This window comes from Mesorhizobium sp. M0491 (assembly GCF_040321265.1).
Taxonomy (GTDB): domain Bacteria; phylum Pseudomonadota; class Alphaproteobacteria; order Rhizobiales; family Rhizobiaceae; genus Mesorhizobium.
Genome location: NZ_JAMYRE010000003.1, coordinates 306,678 through 323,799, shown reverse-complemented (window position 1 = coordinate 323,799; position 17,122 = coordinate 306,678). Strand labels below are relative to the sequence as shown.

18 protein-coding genes are annotated in these 17,122 nt (G+C 62.6%); 11 read left to right on the top strand and 7 right to left on the bottom strand.

Translation table 11 applies throughout. The features are described from left to right. The first annotated feature begins 31 nt into the window (after positions 1-31). The gene (gene sufA, locus NKI69_RS05545) at positions 32-412 is read left to right on the top strand and encodes a Fe-S cluster assembly scaffold SufA (protein WP_023810316.1); all 381 of its coding nucleotides are present in this window, start codon (positions 32-34) and stop codon (positions 410-412) included. 253 nt (positions 413-665) lie between these two features. On the opposite strand, the gene NKI69_RS05540 is transcribed toward sufA, so the two are convergent. Further along, positions 666-1,163, bottom strand: a complete 498-nt coding sequence (locus tag NKI69_RS05540) for a GFA family protein (RefSeq protein WP_352720364.1) — start codon at positions 1,161-1,163, stop codon at positions 666-668. Positions 1,164-1,254: 91 nt separating this feature from the next. On the opposite strand from NKI69_RS05540, the gene NKI69_RS05535 reads away from it, so the two are divergent. Further along, positions 1,255-1,578, top strand: a complete 324-nt coding sequence (locus NKI69_RS05535) for a TfoX/Sxy family protein (RefSeq protein ID WP_128303267.1) — start codon at positions 1,255-1,257, stop codon at positions 1,576-1,578. 205 nt (positions 1,579-1,783) lie between these two features. Here NKI69_RS05535 and NKI69_RS05530 read toward each other — a convergent pair whose 3' ends face one another. Continuing rightward, the gene (locus tag NKI69_RS05530; protein WP_352720362.1) at positions 1,784-2,701 is read right to left on the bottom strand and encodes a pseudouridine-5'-phosphate glycosidase; all 918 of its coding nucleotides are present in this window, start codon (positions 2,699-2,701) and stop codon (positions 1,784-1,786) included. Positions 2,702-2,776: 75 nt separating this feature from the next. After that, a complete protein-coding gene (locus NKI69_RS05525; RefSeq protein ID WP_128303269.1) occupies positions 2,777-3,721 on the bottom strand; it encodes a carbohydrate kinase family protein in 945 nt (314 codons plus the stop codon). Between the two features lie 280 nt (positions 3,722-4,001). Here NKI69_RS05525 and recA point away from each other — a divergent pair, with 280 nt between their 5' ends. Next, positions 4,002-5,102, top strand: coding sequence for a recombinase RecA (recA, locus tag NKI69_RS05520; RefSeq protein ID WP_023810321.1), 1,101 nt, complete (start codon positions 4,002-4,004; stop codon positions 5,100-5,102). A 298-nt stretch (positions 5,103-5,400) separates the two neighbouring features. After that, positions 5,401-8,067 (top strand): alanine--tRNA ligase, encoded by a 2,667-nt coding sequence (alaS, locus tag NKI69_RS05515; protein ID WP_352720360.1) that lies wholly within the window; start codon positions 5,401-5,403, stop codon positions 8,065-8,067. 231 nt (positions 8,068-8,298) lie between these two features. On the opposite strand, the gene NKI69_RS05510 is transcribed toward alaS, so the two are convergent. Both NKI69_RS05510 and NKI69_RS05505 read right to left on the bottom strand, forming a co-directional pair. Beyond that, a complete protein-coding gene (locus NKI69_RS05510; protein WP_352720358.1) occupies positions 8,299-8,925 on the bottom strand; it encodes a glutathione S-transferase family protein in 627 nt (208 codons plus the stop codon). A gap of 12 nt (positions 8,926-8,937) precedes the next feature. Then, positions 8,938-10,149 (bottom strand): NADP-dependent isocitrate dehydrogenase, encoded by a 1,212-nt coding sequence (locus tag NKI69_RS05505; protein WP_352720356.1) that lies wholly within the window; start codon positions 10,147-10,149, stop codon positions 8,938-8,940. Positions 10,150-10,364: 215 nt separating this feature from the next. Between NKI69_RS05505 and NKI69_RS05500 the strand changes: the two genes are divergently transcribed. The 3 genes from NKI69_RS05500 (at position 10,365) to NKI69_RS05490 (ending at position 12,325) form a co-directional block, all read left to right on the top strand. Then, the gene (locus NKI69_RS05500; RefSeq protein ID WP_128303273.1) at positions 10,365-11,279 is read left to right on the top strand and encodes an RNA methyltransferase; all 915 of its coding nucleotides are present in this window, start codon (positions 10,365-10,367) and stop codon (positions 11,277-11,279) included. Next, positions 11,272-12,072 (top strand): glutamate racemase, encoded by an 801-nt coding sequence (murI, locus tag NKI69_RS05495; protein WP_023810327.1) that lies wholly within the window; start codon positions 11,272-11,274, stop codon positions 12,070-12,072. Before NKI69_RS05500 ends, murI begins: the two co-directional genes overlap by 8 nt. A gap of 64 nt (positions 12,073-12,136) precedes the next feature. Beyond that, the gene (locus tag NKI69_RS05490; RefSeq protein ID WP_352720354.1) at positions 12,137-12,325 is read left to right on the top strand and encodes a DUF3008 family protein; all 189 of its coding nucleotides are present in this window, start codon (positions 12,137-12,139) and stop codon (positions 12,323-12,325) included. An 84-nt stretch (positions 12,326-12,409) separates the two neighbouring features. Here NKI69_RS05490 and NKI69_RS05485 read toward each other — a convergent pair whose 3' ends face one another. Then, complete coding sequence (locus NKI69_RS05485) at positions 12,410-12,619, bottom strand: hypothetical protein (protein ID WP_023810329.1); 210 nt, start codon at positions 12,617-12,619, stop codon at positions 12,410-12,412. A gap of 375 nt (positions 12,620-12,994) precedes the next feature. Between NKI69_RS05485 and rpsD the strand changes: the two genes are divergently transcribed. The 4 genes from rpsD (at position 12,995) to NKI69_RS33535 (ending at position 15,890) form a co-directional block, all read left to right on the top strand. Then, entirely contained in the window at positions 12,995-13,612 is a 618-nt protein-coding gene (gene rpsD, locus NKI69_RS05480) for a 30S ribosomal protein S4 (RefSeq protein ID WP_023759539.1), read from the top strand. 107 nt (positions 13,613-13,719) lie between these two features. Next, on the top strand, positions 13,720-14,604 hold the full coding sequence (ttcA, locus tag NKI69_RS05475; protein WP_352720352.1) for a tRNA 2-thiocytidine(32) synthetase TtcA: 885 nt from the start codon (positions 13,720-13,722) through the stop codon (positions 14,602-14,604). Further along, positions 14,594-15,427 carry an inositol monophosphatase family protein gene (locus NKI69_RS05470; protein ID WP_352610568.1) on the top strand — a complete coding sequence of 278 codons (834 nt, stop codon included), beginning with the start codon at positions 14,594-14,596 and terminating at the stop codon, positions 15,425-15,427. The genes ttcA and NKI69_RS05470 overlap by 11 nt, the downstream gene beginning before the upstream one ends. Positions 15,428-15,482: 55 nt before the next feature. Next, positions 15,483-15,890, top strand: coding sequence for a UCP034077 family protein (locus NKI69_RS33535; RefSeq protein ID WP_127293481.1), 408 nt, complete (start codon positions 15,483-15,485; stop codon positions 15,888-15,890). Here the strand turns inward: NKI69_RS33535 and NKI69_RS05460 are convergent. Next, complete coding sequence (locus NKI69_RS05460; protein ID WP_245486115.1) at positions 15,887-17,071, bottom strand: multidrug effflux MFS transporter; 1,185 nt, start codon at positions 17,069-17,071, stop codon at positions 15,887-15,889. The genes NKI69_RS33535 and NKI69_RS05460 overlap by 4 nt on opposite strands. Between the last annotated feature and the right edge of the window lie 51 nt (positions 17,072-17,122).

Genomic DNA, 17,122 nt, shown 5'->3' with positions numbered 1-17,122 from the left:
CTTGAACCTGCATGGAATGGAAGGAAAAAGAATGGGACGCTTCGCCGTCATCACGATGACCGAAAAGGCCGCCGACCGGGTGCGCGAGATCGTCGCCACCCGCGACAACGCGCACGGCATCCGCCTCGGCATCAAGAAGGGCGGCTGCGCCGGCATGGAATATACGGTCGATCTGGTGACCGAGCCCAACACCAAGGACGACCATATCGAGCGCGATGGCGCGCATGTCTATGTGGCGCCCGAGGCAGCGCTATTCCTGTTCGGCACCGAGATGGATTTCGAGCAGACGACGCTTCGCACCGGCTTCACATTCCGCAATCCGAATCAGAGTTCGGCCTGCGGCTGCGGTGAGTCCGTCGAGTTGAAGCCGGCGGACCTCAAGGCGCTGGCAGAAGCACGCGCCTCGGCCTGATCTTCCAGCCCCGTAAGCGGCAGGGGTGATCGCATATGACTGGCTTGCGCTCTACGAATACCCCCACCCTTAATCCCTCCCCACAAGGGGGAGGGAGACTCGGTAGGCGCTGATTCCGCAAATCCCCGAGGTTTCGACGCCAAAAGGATGGCGCGCGGCAGCGTTCCCTCCCCCTTGTGGGGAGGGTTAGGGTGGGGGTCCTCTTCGTAAAAACCCATATGCAATCGCCCCGCCGTAAACGAGGTGAAGGACGCTAATCCACCCACATGCCCGTCCGCTTGTGCCAGTCGACGATCGATTCCTCGGGATAGACGTCGAAGACCTTGTCATGCTTGCCAACCTCCGGCTCCACCCAGTTCGCCTTGTATTTCAGCATCAGGTGCACCTTGCTTGGCGGAATGGGTAAATCGCTGTCGACCGCCGAGGCGAAGGGATGCACCAGTTCCGGCCATGTCGGGTCGTAGAGCCAAAGGGCCGCCCCGCATTTCTTGCAGAAATTGCGCTCGCCGGTCGAGATTTCGCAATGCGGATGCTCGTCATCCTCGATCTCCGCCCGAAAGACGCCGAGGCTGCGCTTGCCCCTGATGTTCAGTGTTTCGTTGTCCGCACCGAGATTGATGGCAAACCCGCCACCGCCCTGCTGCTTGCGGCAGATCGAACAGTAGCACAGCATGAATGGCGCCGGCGTGTGGCTCTCCACCTCGAAACGCACGGCATTGCAGCGGCAGGACCCTTTGAGCAGGACGGGCATGGCGGGAAACTCCGATCGACCTCACACAACCTGTCAGCATGATTTTGGTTGCGGCGATGACAAGGCCAAACGCCGGTGACATGATCGCGGCATGGACAATGAACGCATCGCCGAACTGTTCGAGGGCCTCGGCCCTGTCAGCATCCGCAAACTGTTCGGCGGCAAGGGCATCTATTTCGACGGTGTCATCGTCGCCATCGTGCTGCGCGGTGAGTTGATGCTGAAGGCCGACGAGCAAAGCGCGCCCGAGTTCGAGGCCGCCGGCTGCACGCAATGGACCTATACCGGCTCGCGCCACGGCAAGCTGGTCGCCATGCCCTACTGGGGCGTTCCCGACAGCGCTTTCGATGATCCCGACGAGATGGCGGCCTGGGTACGGCGGGCGTATGCGGCTGGACGGCGGGCGGGGAAGTGATGCCAGCCTTGGGACGGTCGAGGGACACCACCCCCCTCTGGCCTGCCGGCCATCTCCCCCGCAAGGGGGGAGATTGGCGGTTTCACCGTCTGCCTGCTTTTTTCAACGTTGAAGATTGGCAGAGGCGTTGACGACATTCGATCTCCCCCCTTGCGGGGGAGATGTCCGGCAGGACAGAGGGGGGTGCTGTCCCGCCGACGTTGGCCTACAACGCCTTCGCAATCCGTGCCGCCAGCCGCGCGTTGTTTTCCACCAGCGCGATGTTGGTCTTGAGGCTCCTGCCGCCGGTCAGTTCGAGGATTTTCGACAGCAGGAAGGGTGTCACCGCCTTGCCGGTCACGTTGAGCGCTTCTGCGGCCTTCTGCGCGGCGTCGATATAGCCCGCCATCTCCTCAGCCGGGATTTCATGGTTTTCCGGCACAGGATTGGCGATCAGCATGCCGCCGGCGAGTCCCAGCGCTGCCCTCGTCTGGTAGAAATGCGCGATCTCTTCCGGCTCGTGCAAGGTCAGCGGCGCGCGGAACGGCGACTGCCGCGACCAGAAGGCGGGCATCGTCTCGCAGCCAAGGCCGATCACCGGCACGCCGCGCGTCTCCAGCACCTCCAGCGTCTTTTCGATGTCGAGGATGGCCTTGGCGCCGGCCGAGACGACGATGACCGGGGTGCGCGCCAGCTCGTCGAGATCGGCGGAAATGTCAAAACTCTTTTCGGCGCCCTTGTGCACGCCGCCGATGCCGCCGGTGGCGAACACTTTTATGCCGACCATATGCGCCGCGATCATCGTGGCGGCGACCGTGGTGCCACCGGTGCGCCCTTGCGCCACGGCAAAACCGAGATCGGCGCGCGACAGTTTCATGGCGTCGCCCGTCATCGCCAGCGATTCGCGCTCGCCGTCCGAAAGCCCGATCTTTATGCGGCCGCCAACCACGGCGATGGTCGCCGGCACGGCGCCGCCGTCGGTGATGATCTTTTCGACATCGGCCGCCATGGCGCCATTGTCGGGGTAGGGCATGCCATGGGTGATGATGGTGCTTTCCAGCGCCACCACCGGCCGCCCGGCAGCCAGGGCCTGCGCCACCGGCGCGTGGATGTCGATGAAGGGGCGGGCGGTCTCAGGGGTCATCAGGGTCTCCAATCCGGAATGCAGCGCGTCCGTCGGGACATCAGGCAACATCGTGGCACTATGAATTTGCCGGTCTCATGCCACTTCCCTGGCATCCGGCACAAGAGCCAATGCCTCAGTGAAATCAGCCGCGGTGAACTCCGGAACGGCGTTGGCGCTTTCGATGGCAAGCGTCGCCCCGGCAATGCCTTCGCGCAGTGCTGACCGCAGGGGCAGTCCGCGCAGCAAAGCAGCGACCGTTGCGCCCGCCAGGGCATCGCCGGCCCCGGTGACGTCAGCGACCTTTCTTGGCGGCGGCGGCAGGATCGAGAAGGCGCCGGCTTCATCGAAGCCCAGCATGGGCTCGCTGCCCGCCGTCACCACGCCGCTGACGAGGCCGCTGCATCGCAACCCGTCGACGACCTCGCGCTCCGTGGCAGTCGCGGCGACGCCGGCCAGCACCATGGCCTCGCGCCGGTTCATGAAGACGAGCGAGAGCTCCTTCAGCACCGGTATCAGCCGCGTTACCTTGGCAGGCGAAATTGCAATGGCGAAAACCGGCTTGCCCGTGGCGAGCGCGACCAGCCGTTCCAGCGCCGAAGAGGGCAGGTTGGCGTCGCACAGGATCGCATCGGCGGCAGCGATCACCTCCCGCACCTTGGAGCGCCTGATCTGCTTGGGAAACGCCAAATCATAGAGCGCCATGTCGGCAAAGCCGACGATCAGCTCGCCTTCGCTGTCGATCAGCGCCGTGTAGCTCGGTGTCGTGCGGTCGAGGAAGACCGCCGACAGGTCGGTAATGCCTGCCTCGGCAATGGCTCGCGAAACGGTGTCGGCAGCGGCATCGCCGCCGCGAACCGATATGAGCGACGCGGAGACGCCGCGCCGCACCGCACTGCGCAAAGCGTTGAAGACCCCGCCGCCGACATCCTCGCGCATCGTGCCGGGATTGGAGGCAGCCGGCACGTAAGCGCCGGACACCTGGCCGCGCCGGTCGATATGGGCGCCGCCTACGGCCAGTATTTTCGCGGATTTCAGCATGCCGGCGATATGACCTTTGTTATTCCAGCCGCACAAGCGCTAGGCTGTGCAACGGAGCTTCGCATGCAAGGCGGCGATTCGGCAGATCGAAACAACCGAGCCGTCTGGCCCAACGTGTGGTGCATCCCTGATCGAATCCTTGGACAAAAAAAGAACAAATCCGGATATTGTTTGTTTTTCAGATATTTGACCCCTCTTGCCAAATGAGAACAAAAAAGGTACAAATAGGCAGGGATTACGGATTGTCCGGCCTTCATTGACGACCAAGGGGTGATGTATCATGGCTCAGAATTCTTTGCGGCTGGTAGAGGACAAGGCAGTGGACAAATCAAAGGCTCTGGATGCGGCGCTGTCGCAGATCGAGCGGGCTTTCGGCAAGGGCTCGATCATGCGGCTCGGCGCCAACGATCAGGTCGTCGAGATCGAAACGGTGCCGACCGGCTCGCTTGGCCTAGACATCGCGCTTGGTGTTGGTGGCTTGCCGCGCGGCCGCATCATCGAGATCTACGGGCCGGAAAGCTCGGGCAAGACGACGTTGGCGCTGCACACCGTTGCGGAAGCCCAGAAGAAGGGCGGCATCTGCGCCTTCGTCGATGCCGAGCATGCGCTCGATCCGGTCTATGCCCGCAAGCTTGGCGTTGATCTCGAAAACCTCCTGATCTCGCAGCCCGACACCGGTGAGCAGGCGCTGGAAATCTGCGACACGCTGGTGCGCTCCGGCGCCATCGACGTGCTGGTGGTCGATTCGGTCGCGGCGCTGACGCCACGCGCCGAAATTGAAGGTGAGATGGGCGATTCGCTGCCCGGCCTGCAGGCCCGCTTGATGAGCCAGGCGCTGCGCAAGCTGACCGCGTCGATCTCGCGCTCCAACACCATGGTCATCTTCATCAACCAGATCCGCATGAAGATCGGCGTCATGTTTGGTTCGCCCGAGACCACGACGGGCGGCAACGCGCTGAAATTCTACGCTTCGGTGCGTCTTGACATCCGCCGCATCGGCTCGATCAAGGACCGCGACGAGGTTGTCGGCAACCAGACCCGCGTCAAGGTGGTCAAGAACAAGCTGGCGCCGCCCTTCAAGGTGGTCGAATTCGACATCATGTTTGGTGAGGGCGTGTCCAAAACCGGCGAACTGGTCGATCTCGGGGTCAAGGCCGGTATTGTCGAGAAGTCTGGCGCCTGGTTTTCTTATAATTCGCAGCGTCTCGGCCAGGGCCGCGAAAATGCCAAGCTGTTCCTGCGTGACAATCCCGACACGGCACGCGAGATCGAGTTGTCGATCAGGCAGAATGCCGGGCTGATCGCCGAGAAATTCCTCGAGAATGGCGGCCCTGAGCGCGGCGAAGACGACGGTTTCGAGGAAGAATCCGGCGCCATGTAACAGCTTCGTGCGCGATGCCGGCCGGAGTTCGGCCATAATCGCGTTCTATTATCTCAGGCTTATGTAATTGAGTTCCGCGTTATTGCGTTTCGAAACCGCCGGCCCAGTGCCGGCGGTTTTGCGTTTTGGCGGCGAAAACAGGCCGGTTCGAATGGCCGGCAAAGGCCGTGGATTGGACCAATTCCGTGTTTCTGGACAGGGTGAGGCGCGGCGGCTAAAAGGCCAAGTCCTAATCTTCTAAAAACGCAGAGCCCATTTCCGCCGGTTTGCCGGCGGCTCTTCCGAAAAGGCAGCATTCATGAGTGGCGTGAACGAGATCCGGTCGACATTTCTCGACTACTTCCGCAAGGAGGGTCACGAGATCGTCGCGTCGAGCCCGCTGGTGCCGCGCAACGATCCGACACTGATGTTCACCAACGCCGGCATGGTGCAGTTCAAGAATGTCTTCACCGGTTTGGAGAAGCGGCCCTATTCGCGCGCGTCGACCGCCCAGAAGAGCGTGCGCGCCGGCGGCAAGCACAACGATCTCGACAATGTCGGCTACACGGCACGCCATCTGACCTTCTTCGAGATGCTCGGCAATTTCTCCTTCGGCGACTATTTCAAGGAGCGCGCCATCGAGCTTGCCTGGAACCTGATCACCAGGGAGTTCGGGCTGAACAAGGACAAGCTGCTGGTCACCGTCTATCACACGGACGACGAGGCGGCCGGTTTCTGGAAGAAGATCGCCGGGTTTTCCGACGACCGCATCATTCGCATCGCGACATCGGACAATTTCTGGGCGATGGGCGATACCGGACCCTGCGGGCCGTGCTCGGAGATCTTCATCGACCGCGGCGAGCACATCTGGGGTGGTCCTCCCGGCAGCCCGGAGGAAGATGGCGACCGTTTCCTGGAATTCTGGAACCTGGTGTTCATGCAGTATGAACAGGTGACGAAGGAGGAGCGGATCGACCTGCCGCGCCCCTCGATCGACACCGGCATGGGCCTGGAGCGCATGGCGTCCATCCTGCAAGGGGTGGAAAGCGTCTTCGAGACCGATCTGTTCCGCCACCTGATAGACGCCGCCTCGTCCGCGATCGGGCATGGTCCCGACAAGGAGACTGTCGCGTCCTACCGGGTCATTGCCGATCATCTGCGCTCGTCCTCCTTCCTGGTCGCCGATGGCGTGCTGCCTTCGAACGAAGGCCGTGGCTATGTCCTGCGTCGCATCATGCGCCGCGCCATGCGTCATGCGCAGTTGCTCGGTGCCAACGAACCGCTGATGTGGAAGCTGGTGCCGGCGCTGGTGCGCGAAATGGGTCAGGCCTATCCGGAACTGCTGCGCGGCGAACAGTTGATCACCGAGACGCTGAAGCTCGAGGAGACCAGGTTTCGCAAGACGCTGGTGCGCGGCCTCGGCCTGCTTTCGGAGGCGACCGAAACGCTTCATGCCGGCGACATGCTGGACGGCGAGACGGCCTTCAAGCTCTACGACACCTATGGCTTCCCGCTCGATCTGACGCAGGACGCGCTGCGCCAGCGCAGCATCTCTGTCGATCTTGCCGGCTTTACCAATGCGATGGAGCAGCAGAAGGCCGAGGCGCGCAAGCACTGGGCTGGGTCCGGCGACGCGGCGACCGAGACCATCTGGTTCTCCGTGCGCGAGAAGGCCGGCGCCACCGAGTTCCTCGGATATGAGACTGAAGCTGCCGAAGGCATCATCCAGGCGCTGGTCAGGGACGGCAAGACCGTCGACAGCGCCGGCAAGGGTGACGCAGTGGCGATCGTCGTCAACCAGACGCCGTTCTATGCCGAGTCCGGCGGCCAGATGGGCGACACCGGCGTTATTTCAGGCGAGGGCTTCTCGATCGAGGTTTCCGACACGCAGAAGAAGGCCGATGGGCTGTTCGTCCATGTCGGCAAGGTGGCCAGCGGCACGGTCAAGACCGGCACCGCCGTCGAGCTCAAAGTGGACCATGCGCGCCGCTCCAGGTTGCGCGCCAACCATTCCGCGACGCATCTGATCCACGAGGCTCTGCGCGAGGTGCTGGGCAGCCATGTCGCGCAGAAGGGCTCGCTGGTGGCGCCCGAGCGCCTGCGCTTCGACATCTCGCACAACAAACCCATTTCATCAGAGGACCTCGAAGAGGTCGAGCGCATGGCCAACGAGATCGTCGTGCAGAACAGCCCGGTGTCCACGCGCCTGATGTCGGTCGACGATGCCATTGCCGAAGGCGCCATGGCGCTGTTTGGCGAGAAGTATGGTGACGAAGTGCGCGTCGTGTCCATGGGCACCGGGGTGCACGGCGCCAAGGCCAACCGGCCCTATTCGGTCGAGCTCTGCGGTGGCACGCATGTCCGGGCGACCGGCGATATCGGCCTGGTGCGTGTCGTGTCGGACAGCGCGGTCGCCGCCGGCGTGCGCCGCATCGAGGCGCTGACCGGCGAAGCCGCGCGCAAACATCTCGACGAGCAGGACCGGCGTTTGAAGGCGACGGCGGCCGTGCTCAAGATTTCGCCGGCCGATGTGCCGGCGCGCGTCGAGACGCTGCTCGAAGAGCGCAAGAAGCTCGAGAAGGAATTGACCGAGGCGCGCAAGAAGCTGGCGCTGGGCGGGGGATCGTCAGCCGATGCTCCAGCCGCCAATGAGACGGTCGCCGGTGTCGGCTTCCTCGGCAAGACGGTCTCCGGTGTCTCGCCGAAGGATTTGAAGCCGCTGGCCGATGCCGGCAAGAGCTCGCTCGGCTCCGGCGTCGTCGTCTTCGTCGGCGCCGGCGAAGACAACAAGGCAAGCGTCGTGGTGGCCGTCACCGACGACCTCATCGGCCGCTTCAGCGCCGTCGACCTTGTCCGCGTGGCCTCCGCCGCATTGGGCGGGCAGGGCGGCGGCGGGCGGCCCGACATGGCCCAGGCCGGTGGCCCCGACGCTTCCAAGGCCGATGATGCGATTGCAGCGGTGAGGGCGGCACTCGAAGCGGCGTAGGCAAGTGGGTTGAATTATAGCAACGGTTGGAGGGCCAGCGCCCCCCTCTGTCCTGCCGGACATTTCCCGCACTTGGGGGGAGATCGGACGTCGCGTCGGCTTTCGCCAATCTACCGCGTGGAAATACGACCGCGCCGGAATAGGCGCCTTAGCGGACGCTGCCAATCTCCCCACTCGTGGGGGAGATGTCCGGCAGGACAGAGGCGGGCGCTGTCCCGCGGACGTCTCTTATCAGCCGACTTTTTCAGTCCGCACGAAGCTCGGCCGAGCCGCAATGCGCGTATACCAGTCCAGGATATCAGGGAACTCGGCCAGCACCTTTTGCCCCTCGCTGACCTTGACGAAATAGGCAATGATCGGCGCCGCATACAGGTCGGCCAGCGTCAGCTGATCGCCGAGCAGCCACGGTCCCGGAGCCTTGAGCGCGGCAAGCACCCGCAGCGCCGTTTCTGCCTGGTGCAGCCCGCCGGCGATCAGCGCCTCGTCTGGCGCCTCTTTCTCCAGCCGCTCGACGGCGACATCCCAGACCATCGACCTGTAGGCGTAGGCGTCGAGTATGCCGATGATCTGGTTCATGGTTGCGCGGCCGCGAGGCTCCGTCGCTTGCAGGGCCGGCCCGTCAAACACCTCGTCGACATATCTTGCAATCGCGCTTGTCTCGAAAAGGCGAAACCCGTCATGCTCGAAGGCCGGGATGCGGCCGAACGGATGATGCTCGAAATACCAGGCGGGAACGCCCTCGGCGGCAAAGACATCGACCGGCACAAGCTCGTAGTCGATGCCTTTTTCCGCGAGTACGAGGCGGACGATGCGTACATAGACGCTGTACTCCGCCCCGTAGACGATGGGCTTGCCCATCTTGCTTACTTGTCAGGCCATGGCTTTCTGCAGGTTCTCGTCGATCTTGTCGAGGAAACCGGTGGTCGACAGCCAGGGCTGGTCGGGGCCGATCAAGAGCGACAGGTCCTTGGTCATGAAGCCGGACTCGACCGTCTGGATGCAGATTTTTTCCAGCGTGTCGGCAAAACGCTTCAGGTCGGCATTGTCGTCGAGCTTGGCGCGGTGCGCGAGGCCGCGCGTCCAGGCGAAGATCGAGGCGATCGAATTGGTCGAGGTTTCCTCGCCCTTCTGATGCTGGCGATAATGGCGGGTGACGGTGCCGTGCGCGGCTTCCGCTTCCACCGTCTTGCCGTCCGGTGTCATCAGCACTGAGGTCATCAGGCCGAGCGACCCAAAACCCTGCGCAACGGTGTCGGACTGCACGTCACCGTCATAGTTCTTGCAGGCCCAGACATAGCCGCCTGACCATTTCAGGGCGGAGGCCACCATGTCGTCGATCAGGCGGTGCTCGTACCACAGCTTCTTCGACTTGAACTCGGCCTCGAATTCAGCCTCGTAGACCTCCTGGAAGATGTCCTTGAAGCGACCGTCATAGGCCTTGAGGATGGTGTTCTTGGTCGACAGATAGACCGGATAGTTGCGCAGCAAGCCGTAGTTCAGCGACGCCCGGGCAAACTCGCGGATCGAGTCGTCGAGATTGTACATGGCCATGGCGACACCGGCGCCGGGCGCGTCGTACACATCGTGCTCGATCACCTGGCCGTCCTCTCCGACGAATTTGATGGTCAGCTTGCCCTTGCCGGGGAAGCGGAAATCGGTGGCGCGGTACTGGTCGCCGAAGGCATGGCGGCCGACGATGATCGGCTTGGTCCAGCCGGGCACCAGGCGCGGCACGTTCTTCATGATGATCGGCTCGCGGAAGATGGTGCCGCCGAGGATGTTGCGGATGGTGCCGTTCGGCGACTTCCACATCTTCTTCAGCTTGAACTCCTCGACGCGCTGCTCGTCGGGGGTGATCGTCGCGCATTTCACGCCGACGCCGTGTTTCTTGATGGCGTTGGCCGAATCGATGGTCACCTGGTCGTTGGTGGCGTCGCGGTGCTCGATGCCGAGGTCGTAATATTCAAGCTTGAGGTCGAGATAAGGATGGATCAGCTTGTCCTTGATGAACTGCCAGATGATGCGGGTCATCTCGTCGCCGTCGAGTTCGACGACCGGGTTCGCCACCTTGATCTTCGCCATGGAAAGAATGCCTCGTTGCTGGGATATGGGACGGCCTTGCCCGCGTGGCGTTGGGCCGGGAGATGTCGCCCGTATATCAAAGCGCTTTTGGCCACGCAAACGGCGATCGGTCACGAATTGGAGGCCAGAGCCGTCGTCATTTGCGAATGCTTCATTTTCCCGGCCGAATGTGGCAGGGACGCTGAAATGCCGCAAACAGCAGTTCATTGACAATCATGCCCGTCATCAAAGATCCCGATAGCATTGCAGTCGCCGGCCCGGCGATCATCCTCGTCGAGCCGCAGCTTGGCGAGAACATCGGCATGGTCGCGCGCGCCATGGCCAATTTCGGTCTGTCGGAGCTGCGCCTGGTCAACCCGCGTGATGGTTGGCCGAGCGAGAAGGCACGCGCGGCGGCCAGCCGCGCCGACCATGTCATCGACGCCGTGAGAGTGTTCGACGACCTGGCCTCGGCGCTCGCCGACTTGAATTTTGTCTTCGCAACCACGGCCAGGCAGCGCGACGGCTTCAAATCCGTGCGCGGGCCGGTGGAGGCGGGCAGGATGCTTCGGACCCATCATGCAATGGGACAACGCACTGGCATCCTGTTCGGACGCGAACGCTTCGGCCTCTACAATGACGAGGTCGGCTTGGCCGACGAGATCGTCACTTTCCCGGTCGATCCCGATTTCTCCTCGCTCAACATCGCCCAGGCCGCGCTGCTGATGTCCTATGAATGGATGAAGTCCGGCCTGGAAGATGAGACCAAGACCAATTTTTCCGGCCCGGACATGAAGCCGGCAAGCAAGGAAGAATTGCACGGCCTGTTTGCGTATCTGGAAGGCGCATTGGAAGCGCGCGGCTATTTCCGGCCGGCGCCGAAGAAGCCGAAAATGGTCGACAATCTGCGCGCGGTGCTCACACGCCCCGGCTTTGCCGAACCGGAGCTCAAGGTGCTGCGCGGCATCATCTCGTCGCTCGACAGGTTTTCTCCGGCGATGCCGCGCGGCGACGGGTCCCCTGGCGACGATCCGCGGCGCTTGCCCGCGGCCGCCGCGCGTGCCCGCAAGGCGGAGGCGGCGCGCTTTGCCGACACCGGCAAGGACGATGACATACCGCCGCTTGGCGGAAAAGGAACCGACAATGACTGAGCGGCCGATCCTGATGTTCGATTCGGGCATCGGCGGGCTTACCGTGCTGCGCGAGGCACGCGTGCTGATGCCCGACCGCCGCTTCATCTATGTCGCCGACGACGCTGCGTTTCCCTACGGCGCTTGGGAAGAGCCGGCGCTGAGGGCGCATATACTCGAATTGTTCGGCAAACTGCTGGAGCGCTTTGCGCCGGCCATTTCCGTCATCGCCTGCAACACCGCCTCGACGTTGGTGATCGATGCGTTGCGCGATAGATTTCCCGAGCATCCTTTCGTCGGCATGGTGCCTGCGATCAAGCCGGCGGCGGAACGCACGCGCTCAGGGCTGGTTTCGGTGCTGGCGACGCCTGGCACCGTCAAGCGCCAATACACGCGCGACCTGATCAGCAAATGGGCGCAGAAATGCCATGTCCGCCTGGTGGGCAGCGACAGGCTGGCGGGACTGGCTGAGATCTACATGCGTGAGGGCTTCGTCGATGAAGAAGCCGTGCGCACCGAGATTACGCCGTGCTTCGTCGAACATGATGCGCTGCGTACGGATATCGTCGTGCTCGCCTGCACACACTACCCCTTTCTGGCCAATCGCATGCGCAAGACGGCGCCCTGGCCGGTCGATTGGCTCGACCCCGCTGAAGCGATCGCGCGCCGGGCGCTGTCGCTTCTCGCCGACATCGATCCGAGCGGTCGTGGCGAGATGCTGCCTGAAGGCCCCGACCTTGCCGTCTTCACATCGAAAAGAGCCGATTTTCCGACCCGTCGCCTAATACAGGGCTTCGGGCTGGCGATGTCGTGATTCCGAAGCGGAACATCACGGCAGTCGTTGCGTTTTTCTCCAGATTCTAACGGGAGAAAGAGCCATGCCAGCCACCTCGAAAGCCCAGCAGAAAGCCGCCGGCGCGGCTCTGTCGGCCAAGCGCGGCGAGACCAAGAAGAGCGAACTCCAGGGCGCTTCCAAGGGAATGTACGAATCGATGAGCGAAAAGCAGCTCGAGGAATTCGCCGAGACGAAGCGCAAGCGCCTGCCGGAGAAGAAGTCGAAAGACTAAGGGTTAAGCATCCGGAATCAAAGAGCCCGCGGCCAAGACCGCGGGCTTTGAAATGATATCGGCCGCCTGAGACCGGATAGGAGCCTACCAGCGCCCGCTGCAGCGCTTGATCTTGTAGCGTATGACCTTCTTGTGGCCGTGCCGCCAGATAACCTTCTTCTTGATCACGATGCGGCAAGCCTGGTGATGCCGGTGTCCTTGCCAATGCCTGGCCTCCGCCGGCTCCGGTGTCAGGACCGCCATGGATCCCGCCAACACAGCGGCTCCTGTCAGGGTAAGGAAGAATTTCTTCATGCGAATGTAGCTCCTCTGCTCCGGTCCCTTCCTGATGCCGCTGGCGCAACCTCCCGCCACATCCGGCACTGCACTCAACCCAGAGACGCTATATCGTCGCCATGGCCTACGCCAGCCACAAGCTTGACACCGGTTAAATCTCCGTTTAATCAGCGCCCCAACACCGGGCCGCAATGCCCGGTGGTTTTCTTTATGTGCGCAAGATGCGTGGAAATCCAATTCTACTATCTTGTTTGAACTGACGTGTCCCGTGGGTTTTCCGCCGCGTTGCGTGGGAAAACCCTGTCAGGTCTCGAAAACGGAGGCCAGAGGAGGGCGCGTTTCCTTCACCCGGACCATGAGGTTCCGGGTGTATTGTTTTGAAAAGGGAATGCGATGAGCAAGCGCGAATCCGCGAAGTACAAGATCGACCGCCGTCTCGGCGAAAATATCTGGGGCCGCCCGAAGTCCCCGGTCAACAAGCGTGAATACGGTCCTGGCCAGCATGGCCAGCGCCGCAAGGGCAAGCTTTCCGATTTCGGCCTGCAGCTGCGCGCCAAGCAGAAGCTGAAGGGTCACTATGGCGATGTTTCGGAAAAGCAGTTCCGCAAGGTCTATGAAGAGGCTGACCGCCGCAAGGGCGACACCTCGGAGAACCTGATCGGCCTGCTCGAATCGCGTCTCGACGCGGTCGTCTACCGCGCCAAGTTCGTGCCGACCATTTTCGCCGCCCGTCAGTTCGTCAACCACGGCCACGTCAACGTCAACGGCAAGCGTGTCAATATCGGCTCGTATCGCTGCAAGCCGGGCGATGTCGTCGAAGTGCGCGAAAAGTCCAAGCAGCTGGTCATCGTTCTGGAAGCGGTCGGTCTCGCCGAGCGCGACGTGCCGGACTACATCGAAGCCGATCACAACAAGATGGTCGCGACCTTCTCGCGCATCCCTGGCCTTGCGGACGTTCCGTTCGCCGTGCAGATGGAACCGAACCTGGTCGTCGAATTCTATTCGCGCTAAACGAGCGCGTTCTGCGATACCAAGCAAAGGCCGCCTGTCGAGGCGGCCTTTTCTTTGTCGGTCATGTCCGCTAATCCGGCGCTCTGGGCCACTGAAAGCGACATGCCATGAACATGCTTCCAGACATCGAACCGATCGCCGACAGCGAAGGCGGCTTCCATCCGCTGTTCGCCGACGTGCCGTCCTCGGTCGAATTCAACAAATTGCGCAAGCGGCTGCTGCGGCTGACCCGGCAGGCGATCGAGGATTTCTCGATGGTCACGCCCGGCCAGCGCTGGCTCGTTGCCCTGTCTGGCGGCAAGGATTCCTACGGCCTGCTCGCGGTGCTGCTCGACCTTAAATGGCGCGGGCTCTTGCCGGTCGATCTTCTGGCCTGCAATCTCGACCAAGGCCAGCCCAATTTCCCCAAACATATCCTGCCGGACTATCTCGACAGCCACGGCATTGCCCACCGGATCGAGTATCAGAACACCTATTCCGTCGTCACCGACAAGCTTCCTGCGGGCAGCACCTATTGCTCGCTCTGCTCGCGCCTCAGGCGGGGCCATCTCTACCGCATTGCGCGCGAGGAGGGGTGCTCGGCGCTGGTGCTCGGCCACCATCGCGAGGACATTCTCGAAACCTTCTTCATGAATCTCTTCCATGGCGGCCGTCTCGCCGCCATGCCGCCAAAACTGCTCAACGACGAGGGCGACGTCATGGTGCTGCGGCCATTGAGCTACTGCGCCGAGGCCGATCTGGAAAAATTCGCCGCCGCCATGCATTTCCCGATCATTCCCTGCGATCTCTGCGGCAGCCAGGAAGGTCTTCAGCGCAACGCCATGAAGGCGATGCTCGAGGACCTGGAAAAGCGCATGCCGGGCCGCAAGGATACGATGCTGCGCGCGCTGTCGAACAGCAGGCCATCGCATCTGCTCGACAGAAAGCTGTTCGACTTCGCTGCGCTCAATGAGACCCTCAGCACAAGGCAAGATATTTCCGATGACATTTGACGACACCGCGATCGACTGGCTGGCCGGCATTCTGGCCGAGGCGGCGCTGACCGAGATCATGCCGCGCTTTCGCCGGCTTGGTGAGGGCGACATCCGCCAGAAGACGTCGGCTGCCGACCTGGTGACCGAAGCCGACGTCAATGCCGAGCGGCTGATCGCCGCGCGGCTGCGCGAGCGCTATCCCCAGGCGATGATCGTCGGCGAGGAGGCCTGTTCCGACAATCCGGCACTGCTCGATGGTCTGGGCGATGCCGATCTGGCCTTCGTCATCGATCCGGTCGACGGCACTTTCAACTTCGCCTCCGGCGTGCCGCTGTTCGGCGTCATGCTGGCGGTCGTGGTCCAGGGCGAGACGGTTGCCGGCATCATCCACGATCCCGTCGGCAAGGACTGGCTGATCAGTGCCAGGGGCGCTGGCAGCCATATCCGGCATGCGCATGGCAGCCTGGAGAAGGTGCATGTCGCGGCACCTGCGCCGATCGCGCAGATGACCGGCTCCGTCTCCTGGCAATATATGGCCGAGCCGGAGCGGTCGCGGCTGGCGCGCAACCAGACGAAGATCCTGTCGCAATTCGCCTATCGCTGCGCCGCGCACGAATACCGCCTGTTGGCGAGCGGCCATGCCCACTTCGTCGTCTACAACAAGCTGATGCCGTGGGATCATCTGGCCGGCGTGCTGATCCATGCCGAGGCCGGCGGCCACGCGGCGCGCTTCGACGGCAGCACCTATCTGCCCTCGCATCTCGGCGGCGGCCTGCTTGTCGCGCCCGATCGCGAAAGCTGGCACGAATTGCGCCGCGAACTCTGGGCGGCACAGGATTAATTGCTGCGTTAGCCGAAGGAGCGGTGCAATTTCACGCAAATCCGGAGGCTCTCGAATGAAACCTCGGTTCGCATTTGTCGCCACGGCTCTTGCCGCCGCTCTGTTTGCCAGTTCCCAGGAAGCAAGATCGCAAGAGCGCAGCTGTCGCAGTTCCGATCCCGTCGATACGATAAGGGAGATGTCGGACGCTATCTATGCCTGCTGGAAACCGCCACCCGGAACCGCGGGCATGTCCCTGACACTGCGGTTCTCGCTTCGCCGCAACGGCACACTGATTGGCAAACCTCGCGCCACATATTCCGATCTGGGAACCGATGCCCAGCGCAGCAGGGCCTTCGTGGCATCCATCCTCAGGGCACTTGATGACGCTCTGCCATTGCCTTTTTCGGACAGCATGGGTGAAGCAATCGCAGGGCGCATGCTTGCCCCTCGGTTCACGGCAACTCTTGAAGGTGCGTCCTAATGCAAGTCGGTGATGTGCCCTGAAACGGGCGGGTTCTGTGGCTGGAACATCTTGCCGCGCTCGGCGATGAAGATCATCAGCAGCGCCGCGACCGAGACACTGCAGAAGCCGGCGGCCAGCGGCGTCACCGTGCCGTTGAAGGCCTGACCGATCAGCGTGCCGAGAATGCCGCCGAGAAACGTCTGCATGAAACCGAGGATCGACGACGCCGTGCCGGCCAGTTGTCCGAGCGGTTCCATGGCCAGCGCGTTGAAGTTCGCGCCGAGCGCACCGAACGGAAGCATGGCACAGGCAAAGAAGGTGATGAACAGCCAGAGCGGCATCTTCATTTCCAGCGAAACGACCAGCCAGGCAAGGCTGATGACCAGGAACAGCAGCAACGCGCTCTGCGACAGGCGGCGCATGCCGATGCGGCCGACAAGGCGCGAATTCAGAAAGTTGGAGAAGGCGAGCACGCCCGCAACCCCGGCGAAGATGACCGGGAACATCTCGCCGACATGGAAGATGTCCACATAGATCTGCTGCGCCGAAGCGATGAAGCCGAACATGGCGCCGAAGATGAAGGTGCTGGCGAAGGCATAGCAGATCGCAATGCGGTTGGTGAGCACGATGCGAAACCCACCGACAATGGAGTTCACGGTCAGCGGCCGGCGATGTTCGGGATGCAGCGTTTCAGGCAGGCGCAGCAGCGACCAGGCCGAGACGAGGAGCGCACCGACGGCCATGGTGACAAAGATCCAATGCCAGGTCGCAAACAGCATGATGAACTGGCCAATGCCGGGAGCAATGACCGGTATCGCCATGAACACCATGAAGATCAGCGACATCACCTCGGCCATGCGCCGGCCGTCGAACGTATCGCGCACGATCGAGACGGCGATGACGCGGGTGGCGGCCGCACCGATGCCTTGCACGGCCCGGCACAGCAGAAGTGTTTCAAAGCTTGGCGCAATGGCGGCAGCCGCCGCCGCGGCGACATAAATCACCAGCCCGGCGACCAGCGGTGCGCGACGCCCGAAGCGATCCGAGATCGGCCCGAAGAACAACTGTCCGCCGCCGAAGCCCAGAATGTAGGCCGTTATGACGTACTGCCGGTGGTTTTCATTTTCGACGCCGAGCGAGGCGCCGATCTGCTGCAGCGCGGGCAGCATGATATCGATGGCCAGCGAGTTCAGCGCCATCAGCGCCGCGCATAGGGCTATGAACTCCCAGCGCGGAATGGGCAGTTTGCT